The 22934-nt window shown below is 34.1% G+C and carries 14 protein-coding genes; 13 read left to right on the top strand and 1 reads right to left on the bottom strand.

Annotated elements, in window-relative coordinates:
• Window positions 1-15 precede the first annotated feature (15 nt).
• From ACXGSQ_RS01190 to queG, 4 genes are all read left to right on the top strand, one after another.
• On the top strand, window positions 16-1809 hold the full coding sequence (locus tag ACXGSQ_RS01190) for a cytochrome c oxidase subunit I (RefSeq protein WP_458627829.1): 1794 nt from the start codon (window positions 16-18) through the stop codon (window positions 1807-1809).
• A 137-nt stretch (window positions 1810-1946) separates the two neighbouring features.
• Window positions 1947-2969, top strand: a complete 1023-nt coding sequence (gene ruvB, locus ACXGSQ_RS01185) for a Holliday junction branch migration DNA helicase RuvB (protein ID WP_458627828.1) — start codon at window positions 1947-1949, stop codon at window positions 2967-2969.
• Window positions 2970-2978: 9 nt separating this feature from the next.
• A complete protein-coding gene (locus ACXGSQ_RS01180; RefSeq protein ID WP_458627827.1) occupies window positions 2979-4313 on the top strand; it encodes a cytochrome P450 in 1335 nt (444 codons plus the stop codon).
• The gene (gene queG / locus ACXGSQ_RS01175; RefSeq protein ID WP_458627826.1) at window positions 4313-5239 is read left to right on the top strand and encodes a tRNA epoxyqueuosine(34) reductase QueG; all 927 of its coding nucleotides are present in this window, start codon (window positions 4313-4315) and stop codon (window positions 5237-5239) included. The genes ACXGSQ_RS01180 and queG overlap by 1 nt, the downstream gene beginning before the upstream one ends.
• Window positions 5240-5244: 5 nt before the next feature.
• On the opposite strand, the gene ACXGSQ_RS01170 is transcribed toward queG, so the two are convergent.
• Window positions 5245-7608: a DUF5686 family protein gene (locus ACXGSQ_RS01170; protein ID WP_458627825.1), complete on the bottom strand. Its 2364-nt coding sequence runs from the start codon at window positions 7606-7608 to the stop codon at window positions 5245-5247.
• Between the two features lie 159 nt (window positions 7609-7767).
• On the opposite strand from ACXGSQ_RS01170, the gene ACXGSQ_RS01165 reads away from it, so the two are divergent.
• The 9 genes from ACXGSQ_RS01165 to ACXGSQ_RS01125 all read left to right on the top strand — a co-directional run bounded on the left by ACXGSQ_RS01165 (window position 7768) and on the right by ACXGSQ_RS01125 (window position 22842).
• On the top strand, window positions 7768-10044 hold the full coding sequence (locus tag ACXGSQ_RS01165) for an NADP-dependent malic enzyme (RefSeq protein WP_458627824.1): 2277 nt from the start codon (window positions 7768-7770) through the stop codon (window positions 10042-10044).
• Window positions 10045-10199: 155 nt separating this feature from the next.
• A complete protein-coding gene (gene ruvA / locus ACXGSQ_RS01160; RefSeq protein WP_458627823.1) occupies window positions 10200-10781 on the top strand; it encodes a Holliday junction branch migration protein RuvA in 582 nt (193 codons plus the stop codon).
• A complete protein-coding gene (gene sov, locus ACXGSQ_RS01155; protein ID WP_458627822.1) occupies window positions 10781-18100 on the top strand; it encodes a T9SS outer membrane translocon Sov/SprA in 7320 nt (2439 codons plus the stop codon). The genes ruvA and sov overlap by 1 nt, the downstream gene beginning before the upstream one ends.
• 60 nt (window positions 18101-18160) lie before the next feature.
• Window positions 18161-18541 (top strand): glycine cleavage system protein GcvH, encoded by a 381-nt coding sequence (gcvH, locus tag ACXGSQ_RS01150; RefSeq protein ID WP_458627821.1) that lies wholly within the window; start codon window positions 18161-18163, stop codon window positions 18539-18541.
• 16 nt (window positions 18542-18557) lie between these two features.
• Window positions 18558-18896, top strand: coding sequence for a VanZ family protein (locus ACXGSQ_RS01145; protein ID WP_458627820.1), 339 nt, complete (start codon window positions 18558-18560; stop codon window positions 18894-18896).
• A gap of 66 nt (window positions 18897-18962) precedes the next feature.
• Window positions 18963-19691 (top strand): energy transducer TonB, encoded by a 729-nt coding sequence (locus ACXGSQ_RS01140; RefSeq protein WP_458627819.1) that lies wholly within the window; start codon window positions 18963-18965, stop codon window positions 19689-19691.
• 120 nt (window positions 19692-19811) lie between these two features.
• Window positions 19812-20609 carry an energy transducer TonB gene (locus tag ACXGSQ_RS01135; protein ID WP_458627818.1) on the top strand — a complete coding sequence of 266 codons (798 nt, stop codon included), beginning with the start codon at window positions 19812-19814 and terminating at the stop codon, window positions 20607-20609.
• A 125-nt stretch (window positions 20610-20734) separates the two neighbouring features.
• Entirely contained in the window at window positions 20735-21811 is a 1077-nt protein-coding gene (locus tag ACXGSQ_RS01130; RefSeq protein ID WP_458627817.1) for a hypothetical protein, read from the top strand.
• Complete coding sequence (locus ACXGSQ_RS01125) at window positions 21769-22842, top strand: hypothetical protein (RefSeq protein ID WP_458627816.1); 1074 nt, start codon at window positions 21769-21771, stop codon at window positions 22840-22842. Before ACXGSQ_RS01130 ends, ACXGSQ_RS01125 begins: the two co-directional genes overlap by 43 nt.
• The last annotated feature ends 92 nt before the right edge of the window (window positions 22843-22934 follow it).

The raw sequence follows: 22934 nt of genomic DNA, 5'->3' as shown, positions 1-22934 counted from the left end.
AAAGATAAACAGATTATGTCAGCAATATTAGATACAAATAGTCACGACGATCACGACGTACATCACCACAAAGAAACATTTATAACGAAGTACATCTTTAGTATAGATCATAAAATGATTGCTAAACAGTACCTGGTTACTGGGACTATAATGGGCGTTATTGGTGTTTTAATGTCTATAATGTTCCGTATGCAAATTGCTTGGCCAGAAGAGCCAAACGTATTGTTTGAAGCATTATTAGGGAAATGGGCTCCAGATGGAGTTATGAATGCAGATGTGTATTTAGCATTGGTAACCATTCATGGTACTATTATGGTCTTTTTTGTTTTAACGGCAGGATTGAGTGGTACTTTTAGTAACCTTTTAATTCCATTGCAAATTGGTGCACGAGATATGGCCTCAGGATTCCTTAATATGGTGTCTTATTGGTTATTCTTTATATCATGTGTGATAATGATAAGTTCTTTATTTGTAGAAGCTGGACCAGCGGCTGCAGGTTGGACAATTTACCCACCGTTATCGGCATTGCCAATGGCTTCAGGAGGTTCTGGCTTAGGTATGACCTTATGGCTTATATCTATGGCTATCTTTATTGCATCGTCTTTAATAGGATCGTTAAATTATATTGTAACTGTAATTAACCTTCGTACTAAAGGGATGTCTATGACAAGATTACCATTAACAGTTTGGGCTTTCTTTATTACAGCTGTTATTGGGGTTGTATCATTTCCAGTATTATTATCAGCGTGTTTATTGTTAATAATGGATAGAAGTTTTGGAACATCATTCTTCTTATCAGATATATTTATTCAAGGGGAAGTATTACACTATCAAGGTGGCTCTCCTGTATTATTTGAACACTTATTTTGGTTCTTAGGACACCCAGAAGTATATATTGTTATTTTACCAGCTATGGGATTAGTATCCGAAATTATGGCTAGTAACTCGCGTAAACCAATTTTTGGATATCGTGCCATGATTGCTTCAATTTTAGCAATTGCGTTCTTATCAACAATTGTTTGGGGTCACCATATGTTCGTTTCTGGGATGAATCCTTTCTTAGGCTCTGTATTTACATTTACAACATTATTGATTGCAATACCTTCAGCGGTAAAAGCCTTTAACTGGATTACTACACTATGGAAAGGAAACTTACAAATGAATCCCGCTATGGTGTTTTCTATTGGTTTCGTTTCGACCTTTATCACAGGAGGATTAACAGGGATTGTTTTAGGTGATAGTGCTTTAGATATTAACGTTCATGATACGTATTTTGTAATTGCGCATTTCCACTTAGTAATGGGTATTTCTGCACTTTATGGTATGTTTGCTGGTATCTATCACTGGTATCCAAAAATGTTTGGTCGTATGATGAACAAGAATCTAGGGTATCTACATTTTTGGATAACAGCAATTTGTGCTTATGGAGTATTCTTCCCAATGCACTTTATTGGAATGGCAGGTTTACCTAGACGTTATTATACAAACTCTAACTTTCCATTATTTGATGATTTAGCTAATACTAATGTAATCATTACGATATTTGCTATCATTGGTGGTTTAGCACAGATTATTTACTTATACAACTTCTTTAGTAGTATGTTCTATGGTAAGAAAGCTGTACAAAACCCATGGAGATCTACAACTTTAGAATGGACAACACCGGTAGAACATATTCATGGTAATTGGCCAGGAGCTCTACCTCAGGTGTACCGTTGGTCTTATGACTATAGTAAACCAGGACATGATGACGATTTTGTCCCTCAAAATGTGCCTTTATATGAAGGTGAAGAGGAGTTCCAACATTAAGATCTGTCCTTTTATAGCATAGAGCTCTTTAAAGAGATTATAATATTAAAGCCTTTCTGTTTTCAGAAAGGCTTTTTCGTTATATTTGATTATTGAATACTAATTTAAAGTGAGTCCTGTTTATATGGGAACTGAAGATGAACGAAAACCTAAATCCAAATAGCGATAACTTCACACCAGAAGAACTAGATGTTGAAAAGAAATTAAGACCTTTAACCTTTGAAGATTTTACAGGTCAAGATCAAGTCTTAGAAAACCTATTAGTTTTTGTACAAGCGGCAAACCTTAGAGAAGAAGCTTTAGATCACACCTTATTTCACGGCCCTCCAGGATTAGGAAAAACAACCTTAGCACACATTTTGGCTAATGAGTTAAACGTAGGTATTAAAGTGACCTCAGGACCGGTTTTAGATAAGCCAGGTGATTTGGCAGGTTTGTTAACTAATCTTGATGACCGCGATGTGCTTTTTATTGATGAAATCCATCGTTTAAGTCCAATTGTAGAAGAATACTTGTACTCTGCAATGGAAGATTATAAAATTGATATCATGATTGAGTCTGGGCCAAATGCCAGAACAGTTCAACTTAACTTAAATCCATTTACATTAATTGGTGCCACGACGCGTTCAGGCTTGCTTACAGCTCCAATGCGGGCTCGATTTGGAATACAAAGTCGTTTACAATATTATAAAACCGAATTATTAACCACCATAGTGCAACGTAGTGCATCCATATTAAACATGCCAATTTCTATGGAAGCTGCTATAGAGATTGCAGGTAGAAGTAGAGGCACACCTCGTATTGCCAATGCGCTTTTACGACGTGTTAGAGATTTTGCGCAAATAAAAGGGAATGGTAAAATTGATATTGGTATCGCTAAATTTGCCTTAAAAGCACTTAACGTAGATGCTTATGGATTGGATGAAATGGATAACAAAATTCTAACCACTATCATCGATAAGTTTAAAGGAGGACCAGTTGGTATTAGTACCATTGCAACTGCTGTTAGTGAAAGTACAGAAACCATAGAAGAGGTATATGAGCCATTTTTAATTCAACAAGGCTTTATCATGCGAACTCCTCGTGGACGCGAAGTAACAGAACAAGCATATAAACATCTAGGTAAGATAAAAGGACCAACCCAAGGAGGTTTGTTTTAGCGTAAGGAGATGAGTCTAAAACAAAACATACCCACGGTTCCTTTAAGTCGATTTATTAAACATTCATTAGAAATTTTAAAAAATCCACTGCCATTTCATCATAAAAATTTTGAGGAGCAAGGAGATGTTTTCAAGTTAAAAATTGGATTTAAAAACAGCGTTGTTTTTATTCGTGATGCTGCATTTGCCGAATATGTTCTTCAAAAGAATCAGAAGAACTATACCAAGTCTAAGATACAAACGGAAGATTTAGTGAAGTATGTTGGTAAAGGTTTGCTTACCTCAGAAGGAGAACATTGGAAAAAACAACGTAAACTCATTCAACCCGCTTTTCATAAAAAGCAATTAGCAAATCTTTTAGAAAGTATTAAAAGTGCAATTCTCTTAGAATACGAAAAAATCACATCGAATGAAGTGATAGATATCTTTCCTATTTTAAATGATTTAGCATTTCAAACGGTGGTGAAATCCTTGTTTAGTAGTGCCGCAAATCAAGAAGATATTAATCGCCTTCAATATATTACAGAACAGGCTCAAAAAATGTTGGTTAAAGAATTACGTCAACCGTATTTGGGGTGGTGGTTTAATTTGAGTGGTGAAATTGAAAAACATATCGAACTCACCAACGAAGCACGTCAAATATTAAAACGCATTGTTAACGAACGAAGGGCTTCAAACATAAAAGCAGATGATTTGTTAGATATGCTTTTAGAGGCTAGGTACGACGATGGCAATGCTATGGAAGAAGAACAACTCATTGATGAAATCTTAATTCTATTTACAGCAGGGCACGAAACCACTTCAAATGCACTTACATTTACGATGCAATTATTAGCATTGCATCCAGAATGGCAAGATAAAATTTATGAAGAACGTTTAGCATTAAAAAGCGAAAGCGATGACTTAATGGATTTGGTAACAAAGTCTAAAGTATGTCAACAAGTTTTAGAAGAAGCCATGCGGTTGTATCCTCCAGCGTATTTTATAGACCGCGTTAATAAGGCACCAGATACTTTTAATGGGATGGATTTTGAAGCTGGGTCTAACTTATTATTTTCGGTATACGAAATACATCGTCACCCTAAACTATGGGACCAACCTAATGAATTTTTACCAGAACGTTTTAATGAAGGAGGTCGTAAATTCTCATCACAATATTTTCCTTTTGGAGCTGGCCCACGAAAATGCATTGGTAATAATTTTGCGATGTTCGAAATGATCATTGCCGCTTCAGAGTTAGTATCAAACTATAAAATGCATCCTGAATTTAACGCCATAGACATCACTCCTTTGATTACTTTAAAGCCAGAGAATGCACTTTTAACGTTTGAAAAGCGACACTAGTGATAAACAATGCTTCCAAATACAGTACAATCATTAAAGCTGAAGCAAAACGCCTTGGTTTTTTGTCTTGTGGTATTAGTAAGGCTGAATTTCTAGAAGCAGAAGCACCACGATTAGAAACTTGGCTAAATAAGAACATGAATGGTGAAATGCGTTACATGGAAAATCATTTCGATAAACGTTTAGATCCAACATTGCTTGTTGAAGGTTCAAAAAGTGTGGTGTCTTTATTGTTGAATTATTACCCATCAGAAACTCAAACAGATGATTCATATAAATTGTCTAAATATGCTTATGGTAACGACTACCATCACGTCATAAAACACAAGCTAAAATCATTATTGTATTTTATTCAAGATGAAATAGGCGAGGTTGGTGGACGCGCTTTTGTAGATTCTGCACCAGTGCTAGATAAAGCTTGGGCAGCAAAATCGGGTTTGGGGTGGATAGGAAAGCACTCTAATTTATTAACCCAACAAGTCGGCTCCTTTTATTTTATAGCCGAATTAATTATCGATTTAGAGTTAGAATACGATTACGCCACAACAGACCATTGTGGAACATGTACCAAATGTATTGATGCTTGCCCTACAGAAGCCATTACAGAACCTTATGTCGTTGATGGTAGTAAGTGTATCTCGTATTTTACTATTGAACTCAAAGAAAACATTCCAACAGAATTTAAAGGCCAATTTGACGACTGGATGTTTGGTTGCGATATCTGCCAAGACGTTTGCCCTTGGAATCGTTTTTCTAAACCTCATAACGAGCCTTTATTTAATCCACATCCAGAATTATTAGATATGACCAAAAAGGATTGGGAAGAAATTACGGAAGATACGTTTAAAAAAGTGTTTCAGAAATCGGCTGTAAAGCGGACTAAGTTTTCTGGTTTAGAGCGGAATATTAAGTTTTTGAAAGACTAATGGTTTTACTTAAATGTAAAGCCCATAGAATATTTAAAAGCAAAATTATCACTAGAATTTTCGAGATTATGGTAACCATAGCGATAGAAAGCACCAACTCCAATTCCTAAGTAACCAATGTTTAAATAAGGAATTTTAATAATATTTTGAAGCTCTAGTCCTGTTTCTAAAAACAACGCATCTTTGGTTTTGAATTCGATATTTTGATGATATGCAATATGGTCTAAGCTTCCGATACCCAAATTATTATAGAGTAAAACATCAGGTTGAAATGAACCTTTGTTATTAAATAATCTTCCAAAATTATGTGTTGTGAATAAGTGCGCATAACGATCCGATAAAAACTCATAAGGTGTTACGGTTTGAAAATAATTTTTCACCACAAATGGAGTATTCTTATCTAAAGTACCTTCACCTGTAAAAAGCAAGCCATAAGGGAGTGCAGTATCTATATAGCCTATGTCTAATCGGTATGTTGTTTTTCCAAGTCCTTTAGTTATAAAGCTATGGTCTAAAGTAAAACGTAATTTGTTATAGCTAAAATCGCTATCAAATGTACCTTTTAATCCTCTTGAATAGATAAGATTAAAAACAGGAGCGTCACTAGGGATTCTTGTTGTAATACCAAAGGTTTTTACCAACTGTTCATTAACATGATAGCCAATACCAATATTAATTTCAGAATTGGTATACGTGGTTATTGGTAATCCATTGTTTGTAAATTGATAGCTGTAAAGCGGAGTTACATTTGCCGTATTAAAGCCTAAATTCCAATTAATATTTCGCAATAGTTTCATATCTGTATGAATACTAAAGCTTTCAATGGCATCCATTTGACTTGCAATCCAACTGCGTTGAACAAAAGGATTATCAACAGTATTTCCAGAATAGCTTCCTGTTTCTCGTAAATCATTTCTATATTTTAGATTTACTGAAATATCTTTTTCACCAGGAATATCGACCAAAATCTCTCCTCCATATTTCCAAGTATGGTCTTTAAATCCATAAGCGCCATAGCCACCAATAGAAACGTGTTTAAACACAGCATCATTGGTATAAAGTCCCAGCCCTAATCTTGTGCCTTCGTATTTATTATACCTAATTAGGTGTTTTAGGTCGAGATCAACATACTTTAATGGGATTCTCCATTTAGCCAAACTTGGAGCCCATTTTAAAAATTTGTCTAATTTTATGTCTTCCCCAATACTGTCTATCAAAACATAGGTACGTTGTTCTTTGATGTCTAAGGGAGCTTTTCTGTATTGATCCCAATATGGCGAATGTCTACCTTCAACCTTATCAGGTATGGTGAGTGCAACTAATGGAAAATCTTTCTTTTGTAATGGAGGGTTTGTTATAATTTCAGACAAATAACTTTTTCCAACATATTTAAAACTACCAAAACCTTCCCCTAGAATAATGACGAAATTTAACTGTTCAGGAAACCAATATTTATTATCTATAAATTTATATTTCTGTTGAATGGTAAAATCTATTTTTCCTGAATTGTATGTGCTGGCATCAACACTCTCTACAGCATATTGATTAGAATTGATGTAAAGTAAACCTTCTAAACCTTCAAAATTGCGATGAGCTTTAGGTTCAAACGAAATCACAAAAACGGTGTCTTTTCCTTTTAGATATTCATTTTTTAGTCTGAATTTATACTTCTTGGTGCTCCCTTTAGAAATGGGATTAAGATAGTTGGTTTCAAAAAGGGAAATATAGTCGTCGTAAAATGAAAAAGGTTGTAAACTATTGGCTAATACAGCAAAATTAGGACTTTTAAACCCTGAAGTTCTTCTTGCAATAACACTATCTTCAGTAAATCGCGGTTTTAAATATTTATGCTTCGCTATAGTTTCAGTAATAAAAATATAAGAATCCTTAAAAAACGAACTAACATCCTTAAGAGAATCATTTAAAGGTTGATCTTCATTAATATCTGCAAAAACCTTATCATAGGACTTATAGGTGAAGGAATTTAAATTTTCAGGATTGTTAAGTGTCTTATTGGCAATTGCTAATCTAATAATACGATGTGCTGGGTTTTCCCTGTCAATAACCACTTCATCTAACGCATTTATGGCTTGTTTAAGTGTAATTGTGTTGTTTTCTAAAGTTTCTATAGTCAGGATTTTTGTTTCATAACTGACATAGCTTATGGTGATTTTTTTTATAGCGGTGCTTACATAAAACACTCCATCAATATCCGTTGTAGTTCCCTTATGTGCGGTATCATTAAATAGAATATTGGCAAATGGAATAACCTTACCATTCTCTTCATCTATAAGTTTGAATTTTTTTAAGGATTGCGCATAGGTGTTAATGGTAAAAAAAAGTATTAATAGTGCTAGTGCTTTTTTCATTTAACAAATATTAGATGAACAATTTAGTAAAAAAAGGATGAAATTATTAAAGGACTTCTTTAATTTATAAAAATGATGATATCTCAGACAAGCTTTCATTTTCTTATATTTGCAGCTTATATTAAATGAACTTTATTTAATATCCAATTGATTGAAATTATGAGCAAACAAAGCAAACGTTTAGAAGCCTTAGTATATCACGCCAAACCTACTCCAGGCAAGATTAAAGTTGTACCTACTAAAAAGTATGCGTCACAGCGCGATTTATCATTAGCTTATTCTCCAGGTGTTGCTGAGCCTTGTTTAGAGATTGCTAAAGACATTGAAAATGTATATAAGTACACAGCAAAAGGAAATTTAGTTGCTGTAATTTCTAATGGAACTGCCGTTTTAGGCTTAGGAAATATAGGGCCTGAAGCCTCTAAACCCGTTATGGAAGGTAAAGGATTGTTATTTAAAATATTTTCGGATATTGATGTGTTTGATATTGAAGTGGATACTGAAGATATTGAAGCCTTTATTGCAACGGTAAAACATATAGCACCAACCTTTGGTGGTATTAATTTAGAAGATATTAAAGCACCTGAAGCATTTGAAATTGAACGTCGTTTAAAGGAAGAATTAGATATTCCTGTAATGCACGATGATCAGCATGGAACTGCAATTATTTCAGCAGCAGCTTTATTAAATGCTTTAGAAATAGCAAAGAAGAATATTCAAGATGTTAATATCGTAGTTAGTGGTGCTGGTGCAGCAGCCATTTCTTGTACTCGTTTATACCAAGCATTTGGAGCAAAGCGAGAAAACATAGTAATGTTAGATAGTAAAGGGGTTATTAGAAATAATAGAACCAATTTAACTTCTGAAAAAGCTGAGTTTGCAACCCACCGCGAAATAGATACTTTAGATGAAGCTATGCAAAATGCAGATGTATTTGTTGGTTTATCTCAGCCCGATATTGTAACACCAGACATGTTAAAATCTATGGCCGCAAACCCAATTGTGTTTGCTATGGCTAATCCTAATCCGGAAATAAAATACCAGTTAGCAATAGATACTAGAGACGATATTATTATGGCAACTGGTCGTAGTGATCATCCTAACCAAGTTAACAATGTTCTAGGATTTCCTTTTATTTTTAGAGGAGCTTTAGATGTTAGAGCAACAAAAATTAACGAAGCTATGAAAATGGCAGCCGTTAAAGCCTTATCTGATTTAGCCAAAGAATCTGTTCCTGAGCAAGTGAATATCGCTTATGCGGAAACAAAATTAACTTTTGGTAAAGATTACATTATTCCAAAGCCATTTGATCCAAGATTAATCGCTGTAGTTCCACCAGCCGTAGCTAAAGCCGCAATGGAAAGTGGAGTCGCTAAAGAACCTATAGAAGATTGGGATCGTTATAGAAACTCATTATTAGAACGTTTAGGTTCAGATAATAAATTGGTTCGTATGTTGATGGGGAGAGCAAAAACGAATCCAAAACGTGTTGTTTTTGCAGAAGCCGATCAGTTAGATGTTTTAAAAGCCGCTCAAATTGCATACGAAGAAGGTATTGCACATCCTATTCTTTTAGGTCGAAAAAAAGTCATTTTAGAATTGATGGAAGAGATTGAATTTATTGCCGATGATGTGGCAATTATTGATCCTAAATCAGATGAAGAAACCGACCGTAAAAACCGATATGCGGAGGCCTATTGGAAAAAACGAAAACGTCAAGGGGTTACTATTTATTCTTCCGAAAAGAAAATGCGAGAGCGTAATTATTTTGCGGCAATGATGGTGAATGAAGGAGATGCTGATGCCCTTGTTACAGGATATTCTCGTAATTACCCTTCTGTGGTAAGACCAATGTTAGAGTTAATTGGTATGGTAGATGGCGTTACAAGAGTTGCAACGACAAACGTTATGATGACGCAACGCGGTCCTATGTTTTTAAGTGATACCTCTATAAATATTGATCCTACAGCTAAAGATTTGGCTAAAATAGCGAGAATGACATCGCGAGTTTCAAAAATGTTTGGAATAGAGTCTGTAACTGCTATGATTTCGTATTCTAACTTTGGGTCGTCAGACAATCCAAGAGCAGAAAAAGTAAGAGAAGCTGTGGCTTATTTACATAAGGCACACCCGGAAATGGTGGTTGATGGAGAATTACAAACGGATTTTGCACTGAATCAAAAAATGCTTCAAGATATTTTTCCGTTTTCAAAATTAGCTGGTCGTAAGGTGAACACGCTTATTTTTCCTAATTTAGATGCTGCCAACATTACCTACAAATTATTAAAAGAACTTAATAATACAGAATCTATTGGTCCAATTATGATGGGAATGCGTAAACCTGTTCATATTTTACAATTGGGTGCTAGCGTAGACGAAATTGTTAATATGACGGCCATAGCTGTTATTGATGCACAAGAGCGAGAAAGGAAATAGCATAAATTCGCATAAAATTAGTTTTAAATCATAGACTCAAAAATGAGTAAATTATTGAAAACAGGATAGAATTAGAGCTGGCTTTCATATTATAGCGCTATGCGGTCTAATGAAAATAATTTTATTACATTTGGTTTTTTAACATTTCGTTATAAATGATTACACACATAGAGGGTAAACTTGTAGAAAAAAATCCAACAGACGTTGTTATAGATTGCAATGGTGTTGGCTATTTTATTAATATTTCGTTACATACGTATTCTCAAATTCCAGACAAAGAACATTTAAGGCTTTATACGTATCTTCAAGTTCGTGAAGATTCGCAAAGCCTTTATGGTTTTTCCTCTACTGTAGAACGTGAAATTTTTAAATTATTAATTTCTGTTAGTGGTATTGGAACCAATACGGCGCGTACGATGTTGTCGTCTTTAACACCAGACCAAGTAAAAGAAGGCATTGCAGGTGGGGATGTTGGATTAATTCAAAGTGTTAAAGGTATTGGCTTAAAAACAGCACAACGTGTTATCATCGATTTAAAGGATAAAGTGTTAAAAGTGTATGGTATAGACGAACTTTCTGCAATACCAAACAATACACACAAAGATGAAGCGTTATCAGCATTAGATGTTTTAGGATTTAATAAAAAACAATCCGAAAAAGTTGTCGATAAAATTTTACAAGTCCAACCAGATGCCCAAGTGGAGCAAATTATTAAAGAAGCTCTAAAAAACTTATAATGCAATTGAATAAAACTCTACATAAGCAACGCTTCTCTTATAGATATTTCTGCATATTAGCTTTTACAATGCTAATTAGTAACCCTATTTTTGGTCAAGAAACCGAAGAAACGGAACAAGATTCTACGAAGACAACGTTTGCCTTTGGAAAATTGAAGATGCCTAACCCAAATAGCATCGTTTCAAAATATACTTACGATCCGATTTTAGATCGCTATGTCTATTCTGAAAAAATAGGAAATTTCAATATTAATTACCCTTTAATTTTAACACCAGATGAATATCAAGAACTGGTATTGCAAGAAAAGTTAAAAGCATATTACAAGAAAATGGCTGATGCTAAAGCCGGGCAAAAAGAAGGTTCAGAAGAAGATCAGAAAAATTTATTGCCTGAATTTTATGTGAATTCAGGTCTGTTTGAAACCATATTTGGTGGAAACACCATTAATGTTATACCACAAGGGTCTGTGGAGGTCGATTTGGGTGTTTTATTCTCAAAACAAGATAATCCGTCGTTTTCTCCAAAAAACCGAACCAATTTTACTTTCGATTTTGACCAACGTATTAGTTTAAGCTTATTAGGTAAAGTAGGAACACGACTTCAGGTTACCGCGAACTATGATACCGAAGCTACTTTCGATTTTCAACAAGTGGTTAAGTTAGAATACACTCCAACCGAAGACGATATTATTCGTAAAATCGAAGTTGGTAACGTTAATATGCCTCTCAATAGTTCGTTAATTACAGGTGCGCAAAGTTTGTTTGGTGTTAAAACTGAATTGCAATTCGGAAAAACTAGAGTTACAGCGGTGTTTTCTGAACAGCAATCGCAATCAAAATCTGTAGTTGCAGAAGGAGGTGGTACGGTTGAAGAATTTGAGTTCTTTGCAAGAGATTACGATGAAAATAGACACTTCTTTTTAGCACAATATTTTAGAGAAACTTACGATAAATCGTTACTACAATATCCTTTTATAGATAATCAAGGACTTCAAATTACTAGAGTAGAAGTTTGGGTAACAAATAGAAATAACCAAACCGACAATGTTAGGAACATTGTTGCGTTTCAAGATTTAGGAGAATCTACGGCAGATAATATAGGACTAAACCCAATACCTCCTGGCTTTGTGAATAATCCAGGAGCAAAACCTAATAATAAAAACAATGATTTTGACCCTACAAACATTGGAGGTCCAGGCTCGCTATTAACGGAGGGGGTTAGAAATATAACTAACATTCAAGGGGGAGTTAATGTCAGTATTAACGAAGGTTTTGATTATGGTAAGTTAGAATCTGCAAGAAAACTTGTTGAAGGACAAGAGTATGTTTTAAATGACAAATTAGGATATATTTCTTTAAGTCAACGTTTGCTTAATGATGAAGTTTTAGCAGTGGCGTTTCAATATACTATTGGAGGACAAGTTTATCAAGTTGGTGAATTTGCAAATGATGGTGTAGATGCAACGGCTGTAGATGACACTTCTGGTAGTCAGGTTGTAAGTAATCAGAGTTTAGTTTTAAAAATGCTTAAAAGTGCGGTCACTTCAGTAGACCAACCTATTTGGGATTTAATGATGAAAAACATTTACGATACTGGTGCTTTTCAACTCGATCAAGAGGATTTTAAATTAAATATTTTTTATACAGAAGCCTCTGCTGTTAATTATATAAAACCAGTTGTTGTTGGAGGTGTAGAGGTGCCTTTTCCGACGTTTGATAACAACACACCTAATACGGATGATGATACGGAAATAAGCGAAACTCCATTAATACGGTTGTTTCACTTAGACCGATTAAACTTTAATAATGATCCACAAGAACGGGGTGATGGTTTCTTTGATTATGTAGAAGGTATTACAGTTCTGTCGCAAAACGGAAAAATTATTTTTACTAAAACAGAACCGTTTGGTCGTTATTTATTTGATGTCTTAGATGACCCCTCTAACCCAGGAAATTATGATGCAACAATCTATACCAATCCAAATCAAGAAAAATATGTTTACGATTTACTTTACAAATCAACAAAAACGGCAGCTTTAGATGAAGCGGATAAGAATAAATTCCAAATAAAAGGACGGTTTAAGAGTAGTGGAGGGGATAGTGGTATTCCTATTGGCGCGTTTAATGTACCAAGAGGTTCGGTTAGAGTTACTGCAGGTGGACGCCAACTTGTAGAAGGTGTAGATTATACCGTAAATTACCAGTTAGGACGTGTAGAGATTTTAGATGAAGCTTTAAAAGCATCAAATACACCAATTAATGTTTCAGTTGAAAATAATGCCGTTTTTGGACAACAAACAAAACGTTTTACAGGAATTAATGTAGAGCACCAATTCAACGAAAACTTTGTTTTAGGTGCAACTTTATTAAATCTTAATGAACGACCAATAACACAAAAGGCTAATTTTAATTCAGAGCCTATTAATAATACCATTTTTGGTTTTAATGGAAATTATTCAACAGAGGTTCCGTTTTTAACGCGTTTAGTTAATAAATTGCCAAATATAGATACTGATGTACCGTCTAACCTTTCGTTAAGAGGTGAATTTGCTTATTTATTACCAGGTGCGTCTAGTGGAGCCGATTTTGACGGTGAAGCCACAGCTTATATTGATGATTTTGAAGGTACCCAAGGAGCCATTAATTTATTAAGTCCTTTATCTTGGACCTTATCGAGTCGACCAGTAAATTTACCAAACAATATCCCTGGAAGCGATGCCAATGGTATTGAAAACGGTTATGGTAGAGCATTGTTAAACTGGTATACAATTGACCCGATTTTTTATAGTAACCAACGACCAAGTGGGATTTCTGATGACGATGTTTCAGATTTATATACACGTCGTATTTTTATTGAAGAAATTTTTAATCAAGATATTGTTCAAGGGCAATCTTCTGTGATTAACACCTTAGATTTAGCATATTACCCAACGGAACGTGGACCTTATAACTTTGATCCAGCAGTAGCTAATGGTAATCCTTTAGATCCAACAAAAAGTTGGGCAGGGATTACAAGACAAATTACATCTACTGATTTTGAGCAAGCTAATGTAGAATATATTGAGTTTTGGGTACAAGATCCATTTTTAGATAACCCATCTAACACAGGAGGTAAGCTATTTGTGAATCTTGGTAATATTTCAGAAGATATTTTAAAGGATGGTAAAAAACAATTTGAAAATGGTTTACCTGAAAATGGAGATGTATCAACGTTAGAACGAACTGATTTTGGTGGTGTGGTACCACAAAACCAATCGTTAATATATACGTTTGGAACTACGGGGGCAGAACGTACAAATCAAGATGTTGGTTTTGATGGTTTTAATGATGCCGAAGAAATATTAGAATTTGGAGCGCAATTTGGAGAGGATCCATCAAATGATAATTACCAATATTACTTAAATAGAGATGGAGATATTTTTAATCGTTATAAAAAATATAACGGTGTTGAAGGTAATTCCCCGGAGACTTTTACTGATACCAATAGAGGTTCTACAACGCAACCAGACGTCGAAGATATCAATAGAGATAACACAATGAATACTATTGATAGTTATTTTGAGTATGAAATCGATATTACACCGTCGAGTTTAAATATAGACAATCCTTATATTAATGATATAAAGGAAAATGTTCAGGTGACTTTACCTAATGGTGAAGTTAGAAATGATATTAAATGGTATCAATTTAGAATTCCAATTGCGGAAAGTGATATTCGTGAAGCCGTCGGAGGTATCTCTGATATTCGTTCTATTCGATTTGCAAGATTGTATGTTTCAGATTTTACACAGAATACCGTTTTGCGTTTTGCGACCTTAGATTTGGTACGTAGTGATTGGAGACGTTATACGTTAGATTTAGATAATGATGATACTAATAATAGTACGAATGCCGAATTTAATGTAGGTGTTGTTGGTGTACAAGCTAATGCTGGCTATGAACGTCCACCAGGAGTTGAGCAAGAAGAGCTAAATAACAATAATACTATTGTAAGGCAGAACGAACAATCGTTAGTGCTTCAAGCTTGTGACTTAATACCAACAGATTCGCGTGGAGTGTATAAAAATATTAATGTAGATATGCGTCAGTATAAAAAACTACGAATGTTTACACACGCAGAAGCTCAAGAAGGCTCTATGCTAGAACCCGGCGAAATGATTGCATTTATAAGAATGGGTAGTGATTTTACTCAGAATTATTACCAAATAGAAGTACCATTATTACCTTCTTCTGATGCAGAAGGAAGTTCTAGAGAACGTGTTTGGCCAGAGCAGAATGAAATAAATATTCCTTTAGAGTTTTTACAAAAAATTAAAGCACTTGGTATTTCTGCTGGGACTTTAAGTAATGAAGACCCTACATTTTACAATGTGGTAGATGGTGTGCTTGACGAAACGGCTTTAACAACTTTAAATGCTCCATATAATGATATTGTTGGGACTCAAAAACAACAACGTATTGCAATTAAAGGAAACCCAAACTTTGGGGATATTAGGGTGTTAATGGTCGGTGTTAAAAACTCGGGTTCTACGGGCATGAGTTCATGTGGTGAATTTTGGTTTAATGAACTACGTATGTCAGACATGGACAATGAAGGAGGCTGGGCAGCTGTATTAAGTATGGATACCAAGATTGCAGATTTTGCAAATATTAGTGCTACAGGAAGACGTAGTACAATAGGTTTTGGTGGTATTGAACAAGGCCCAAGTGAACGAAGTTTAGAAGATGTAGCGCAATACGATGTTGTTACTAACGTGCAATTAGGACAATTATTACCGAAAAAATGGGGAGTTCAATTGCCATTTAACTATGCGCAAAGTGAAGAGATGGTCACTCCAAAATTCGATCAATATTATAATGACCTTACATTAGATTCTCGTTTAGACGCGGCAAGCTCTAGTGCCGAAGAAGATCGTATACGAGAGCAATCGGAAGATTATACAAAACGAAAAAGCATTAATTTTATTGGAGTAAGAAAACAAAAAACGGGAGATTCTAAAAGTCGTGTTTACGATGTAGAAAATCTAACGTTAAATTATTCTTATAATAAAGTAGAACATCGTGATTTTGAAATTGAAAGTGCCTTAGAGCAAACGGTAAGAGCAGGTGCCAATTATAATTACGCATTTGAACCTTTAAAATACGAACCATTTAAAAAGAACGATTCGTTATTCACTGGTAAAAATTGGAAAATATTAAAAGATTTCAACCTTAACCTATTACCATCTAGTTTTTCTGTTAATACCGATATTAATAGACAGTTTAATAGACAAAAATTTAGAGAAGTAGAATTAGGTGAGGGTAATATTGGTATTGAGGAATTATATAGAAGGAATTATACATTCGATTTTCAGTATACAATAAACTATAATCTTACGGACGCTTTGAGTTTGAACTTTTCAGCAGCTAATACTAATATTGTTCGTAATTATTTTATTGATGATCGTATCAATGGATTACAAGATCCAGAGCTCGATGTTTGGGATGGTTTCTTTGATTTTGGTGATCCTAATTATCAGACACAACAACTTCAGGTGAATTATGAATTGCCACTATACAAAATACCGGTTTTAAGCTTCTTAAGAACCACGTATGCTTATAATGGTGCATTTCAATGGCAAAAAGGATCAGATTTAAATACCGGATTGCAAGTAGAAGATCCTGATAATCCAGGGGTTTATAACACCTATGATTTAGGAAATTCTATTCAGAACTCAAACTCCCACAATATTAATACGAGTCTTAATATGGAAACCTTGTATAAAACCTTAGGGTTAGTTAAAACAGGGAATCAAAAAGGTAGGGGCAGAACTAGAGCTCCTGCAGTATCTAGACGTTCTGCAACACCAGACGCATCTGATAAGAAAGACGGAAAAGCGGATCCTAATAAATTAAGTACAGGTAAAAAAGCTTACAATACGTTAATCGATGTGGCTACGATGGTAAAACGTATTCAGTTTAACTATTCCGAAAATAATGGTACGTATTTGCCAGGTTATTTACCAACACCAGGCTTTATTGGGACTTTAAAACCAACGCTAGGGTATACTTTTGGTAGTCAGAGTGATATTAGGGATTTGTCAGCAGGAAATGGATGGTTAACGACGTTTGGGAATTTTAATCAACAATATACTGAAGTAGAGAATAAAGCATTAGATTATTCTGTTAACATTGAACCAATGCGCGATTTAAAAATCGATTTAACAGGGAACAGAACCTATGCTAAAAATATTTCAGAAAGTTTTATAGCATTAGATAATGATGGTGATGGCTTAAGTGATACTTATGAGGATTTAATCACGAATTCGTTCGGGAATTTTATGATTTCAACTGCATTAATTAAAACTGCATTTAGTAAAAGTGACGAAAATGAATCCGCTGCTTTTAATGATTTTAGAGCTAACCGTTTAGTTATTGCTAATAGATTAGCTAAAGAATTTTATGGGTCAACACCTTTTAATACAGATGCCGATGGTTACCCGGAAGGGTTTGGTAAAAATAGCCAGCGTGTATTATTACCTGCGTTCTTATCAGCTTACCAAGGTTCCGATCCAGAGAAAGTAAGTACGAGTGCATTTAGAGATATCCCGATTCCAAACTGGACTTTAAAATATACAGGTTTAATGAAATTGCCTTGGTTTAAAAGAACCTTTAAGCGGTTTTCAGTGCAACATGGTTATAAGTCTCGTTATACTATAAACCAGTTTAGAACTAATTTAGATTATGATAGTTCAATAGATAATTTGGTTGTTGATTCAAGCACGGGTATAGGTTCAGTGAATACTGAAAATCAAGATTTAAATGGAAATTTAAAAAACAGAACGCTATTTAGTAATATTAATTTAGAAGAGCAATTTAGTCCGCTAGTGCGTTTAGATTTTGAAATGAAAAATTCGGTTAAGGTCTTAGCAGAGGTTAAAACAGACAGAACCTTGTCTCTTAGTTTTGATAATAATTTAATGACCGAAATTCAAGGTAAAGAGTATACCCTTGGTTTAGGGTACCGTTTTAAAGATTTAAGAATTAGATCACAGTTAGCTGGCCCAAGGCAACAAGTTGTAGCAGATTTAAATATGAGCTTAGATGTTACGGTACGCGATAATAAAACGATTATAAGATATTTGGATTTAGAAAATAATCAAATTACGGCAGGTCAAACTATTTGGGGACTTAAATACAATGCTGATTATGCGTTCAGTAAAAACTTAACAGCCATTTTCTATTTTGATTATACGTTCTCAGAATTTGCGATTTCAACGTCATTTCCACAAACCTCTTTAATATCCGGGATTACCTTACGTTATAATTTTGGCAATTAAGTTTGAATTCAAGCTATTAAAAATTTACATTTGCTTTATTAATAATATATCAAATTAAAGATGAATACACCATCAGAATTAAAGTACACTAAAGACCACGAATGGGTCAAAATTGAAGGAGATATCGCTACAATTGGAATTACCGATTTTGCGCAAAGCGAATTAGGTGATATTGTTTATGTAGAAGTAGACACTTTAGATGAAACATTAGACGCTGAAGAAGTCTTTGGTACGGTTGAAGCTGTTAAAACAGTTTCAGATTTGTTTTTACCATTATCAGGAGAGATTGTTGAATTTAATGACGGTTTAGAAGATGAGCCTGAAAGTGTAAATTCAGATCCTTATGGTAAAGGCTGGATGATTAAATTAAAGTTTTCGGATGCATCTCAAATAGAAAATCTGTTATCTGCTGAAGATTATAAAGCCCTTATAAGTGCTTAGAAAAATGCTTTTACTAGTGTCAATAATTTATACGTTGACATTGGTTATAGCGAGTTTAATTACCTTAAATGGGGTGCCAAGTTTAGGATCTTCATTTGATGATAAGATCTATCATATCGTTGCTTATTTTAGTTTAACAGTATTATGGACGCTTTATGTTAAACCTCTTAAAAAGATTCGATTAATTTATATCGTTTGTTTTGCAGCAATTTTTGTTGGTTTTGTGTTAGAATTGTTACAATATTTTGTTAATCCTAATAGAACCTATGATACGTATGATTTAATAGCAAATAGTATTGGAGCTATTTTTGGTACGCTAATTGCAAGTAAAATAAATATATCTAAATTAAATTAACCCAAAGCCTTGTTTGTTTTACTATTATTTAGTTAAATTAGCGATGTTGTATTAAAAAATTATATTATGGAACCTAAAAAGAATCTGAAATCAGATGTAAGTAGAAACAGTTCGCTGTTTTTTGCTGTTGGTCTTGCCTTAATGATGGGGATAAGCTACATGGCGATCAATTATAAAACATATGATAAAGTGGATGTTATTGCTGATTCATTAAATTTAGATGATGAATTGGAAGAAGAAGTGCCAATTACAGAACAAATTGTAACTCCACCACCACCACCACCACCGCCACCAGCAGCACCTGAAATTATTGAAGTAGTTGAAGATGAAGAAGAGGTAGAGGAAACCGTGATAGAGTCAACTGAAACTGAAATGGAAACAGAAATTGCGGAAGTTGAAGATGTTGAAGTGGAAGAAGTGGAAGAAGACTTAGAGGTACCATTCTCAGTTATTGAAAATGTGGCTGTTTTTCCAGGTTGTGAAAAAGAAAAAGGGAATGCAGCTAAAAAAGCCTGTATGAACGAAAAGGTTAACAAATTCATAGGTAAAAAATTTAATACAGATTTGGCTGGTGATTTAGGATTGCCTCCAGGGAAAAAGAGAATATTTGTTCAGTTTAAAGTTGATAAATCTGGTAATATTACAAATATTATAGCTCGTGGTCCACACCCAGGATTAGAAAAAGAAGCTAAACGCGTTATAGGTCAATTACCTAAAATGAAACCAGGGAAACAAAGAGGTAAGGCCGTAGTAATGCCATTCTCTATTCCTATCGTATTCCAAGTACAAGATTAAGACATAAAAAGAAATAATTCTTATTTAAAAATCCCGTTCAAAATTAATTGAGCGGGATTTTCGTTTTTGGTATGCTTATTGTGACTTTGACATAATATTAACATTTAAATCATAGATATTATGAAAAACTCTAAAAATGACTTCGGTTTTGCTGGTCAGAGCACAACTGAAGTAAGGAAATCACAAAAGCATGATGCAAATTTACAAAAAAACTCAAGCCTTTATTTTCAAATTGGATTGATTCTTTGTTTGTTAGGGACATATGCACTTTTTGAAATGCAGTTTCAAGAAAAGAAACTAAACTTTGATATTCCAGAGCAGAATGAATTAGCGCTCATTGATGTTGTTTCTGCTGTAGTTCCAGAGGTAATTCAACCTCAAAAGCCGGAACCCAAAATAGAAAGGAGTACCACTTTAATTGAAAAATATAAGGAAGTGGAGAATGATAAAAACGAGGTAGAGCATAAAATTATTAGTCCAGAAGAACGAAAGCCTGTTGCTAAGCCGTTTGTGCCTAGTAGTCTTCCAGATACTGAAGACCCTGAAGATGCCGATGTCTTTGTGCCATTTACTTTAATTGAAAAAGTTCCAGTATACCCAGGTTGTGAGAAGTATAACACAAATAAGGATCGTAAAAAATGTATGTCGGATAAAATCACCAAATTAATTTGGAATAAGTTTAATGTCGGTATTGGATCTAATTATGGGATATCTGGTAAACAAAGAATCTATACACAATTTACAATTGATAAATTTGGTAATGTTAGAGATATCAAGACTAGAGGACCACATCCAGCTTTAGAGAAAGAAGCTAATCGTGTGATTAATAAAATTCCTAAAATGGAACCAGGCTTACAGCGTCAAGTTCCAGTAGGGGTTATCTATACTTTGCCTATTGTTTTCGATGTAAGAAATTAGAAATACTATAGGTAAGTTTATAATAGGGCCGTTATTCTTAGAGTAACGGTTTTTTTATGCGTCATTTGATTTCAAGGTTACTAAAAAAAATAAGTATCTTTCGCACATTAAAATATTAGTCCTTTATGAAGCGCATTGTACTATTTGCTATTCTGTTAACAACCACATTTGGTTATGCTCAAACATTATCGTCTTATGAAAAATCTCCAGTCTTTAAGGAATGTGATTCTGTAGCTGTAGATCAGTTAAAATCTTGTTTTAATTTTACCCTAAATACTTTTATTTACGAACATTTTGAAATACCGCAAATTGTATTAGATGAGGCTTATGTAGGTAACGTTAAGGTATTGTTTGAAGTTAATAAAGAGGGGGAATTTGAAACGATCTATACAGATGCCATTTATGAAGAATTAAAAGTAGAAAGTAAACGTGTTTTTGATTTACTTCCTAAAATTCAACCAGCAACCTATAATGGAAACCCAACATTTGTTCAATACAGTATTAGTATTGCTATTCCGTTAGTTAAACCAGAAGATTATAGTGTGAAGTTAACAAATGCGGTTAAACTCACTCAATCGGATAGTCTTAATGCAACATTGTCTAATGAGTTTGATCGCATTGAAAAAGACTTACAACCTTATGAAAAATTAGAATACGATAGTGAATTAAATATTCCGTTTACACATTCTTATTATGCGCGTTTTGATGATGAAATGAACGCTATTGGTACTAATAGTCACACGGCGGCAAAACCTTTTGTCTATAGTGATGTCGCTAGATATTACGATATAAAGGCTGAAAAGGAAAGCTTAGCAAAAGATACGGATACATGGATTGGTAGAAAAGTCTTTAATGAACATTTAGTAGAAATACAAACTAAAGATTATTGGTTTACCGTAGATCCTATTTTAGATTTACAAGTGGGTAAAGATACCGAAGCCGATTTTAGTTCTACTTGGAATAATACGCGTGGTGTTTTTATACAAGCGGGTTTAGGGAAACGTTTTAATTTAACCGCTTCAGTATATGAGAGTCAAGGGCGTTTTGCAGATTATTTTAATCAATTTTCAGAAAGCTTAAAAGCCTTTGGTCCGATCCGGCCATTATTCCTGGTCGTGGTATTGCCAAAAGATTCAAAGACAATTCTTATGATTATCCAGTGTCAGAAGCCTATTTGTCTTATACACCTGCAGATTTTTTAAATATTCAATTTGGTCATGGTAAAAACTTTATAGGAGATGGTTACCGTTCCTTGTTACAAAGTGACGTTTCAAGTCCTTATCCATTCTTAAAATTAAATGCGACGTTTTGGAAGATTAAATATACTAGTACTTGGATGTGGTTAAAGGATGTTAGAGATGAAGTAGTAGAGGACAAGGCCTTTTTAACGAAGTATATGGCTAATCATTATTTAAGTTGGAATGTTTCTAAGCGCTTAAATATTGGTTTTTTTGAATCTGTTGTGTGGTCAGATACTAACGGTAGAGGCTTTGATGTTAATTATTTAAATCCTATTATCTTTTTTAGAGCTATTGAATTTCAAACAGGTCAGGGAGCTGGTAATGCTATAATGGGGCTTTCTTCTAAATACAAATGGAACAATAAAGTAAACCTTTATGGCCAATTTATTTTAGATGAATTCTCTTTAAGTGATGTGAAAGCTGGTGATAAAAGCTGGAAGAATAAATTTGGTTATCAAATAGGTGTGAAATACTTTAATGCGTTTGAGGTTGATGATTTATTGCTTCAGGCAGAGTATAATCAAGTGCGGCCTTATACCTATTCACATAACACGCAGGTTCTTAATTATGCTAGTTTTAATCAGCCAATGGCACACCTCTGGGGAGCCAATTTTAAAGAATTAGTATTAATAGGTCGTTATAATTACAAACGATGGTTTGGTGATGCAAAATTTATAATTGGGCAACGTGGTTTCGATTTTAATACTGATGAAGACAGTTTTTCTTATGGTGGTGATATTTATAGAGATTATAATGATCGGAATGCTGATACCGGAATAAAAATTGGTCAAGGAAATAAAACCAATAGTTTTATGACTGAGATACAAGCGGGTTATTTATTAAATCCTGCTACCAATTTAAAATTGTTTACAAATATAATTTACCGAGATTTTAATCCAGATGCTATCACAGCAGCAACAAAAGACTCTAATACGCTTTGGTTTAGTATTGGAATACGTACGGATTTATTTAATTGGTATAATGATTTTTAGACCAAAGAAACTTTGTTGATTTATAATAATAAAAGCTTTAAGGTCTTACTAGAATGAGTAGTCGTGTTTGCGACATGTTAAGTAGTAAATCC

The organism is Winogradskyella sp. PC D3.3 (assembly GCF_054366245.1).
This window is presented reverse-complemented; position numbering and strand designations above follow the sequence as displayed.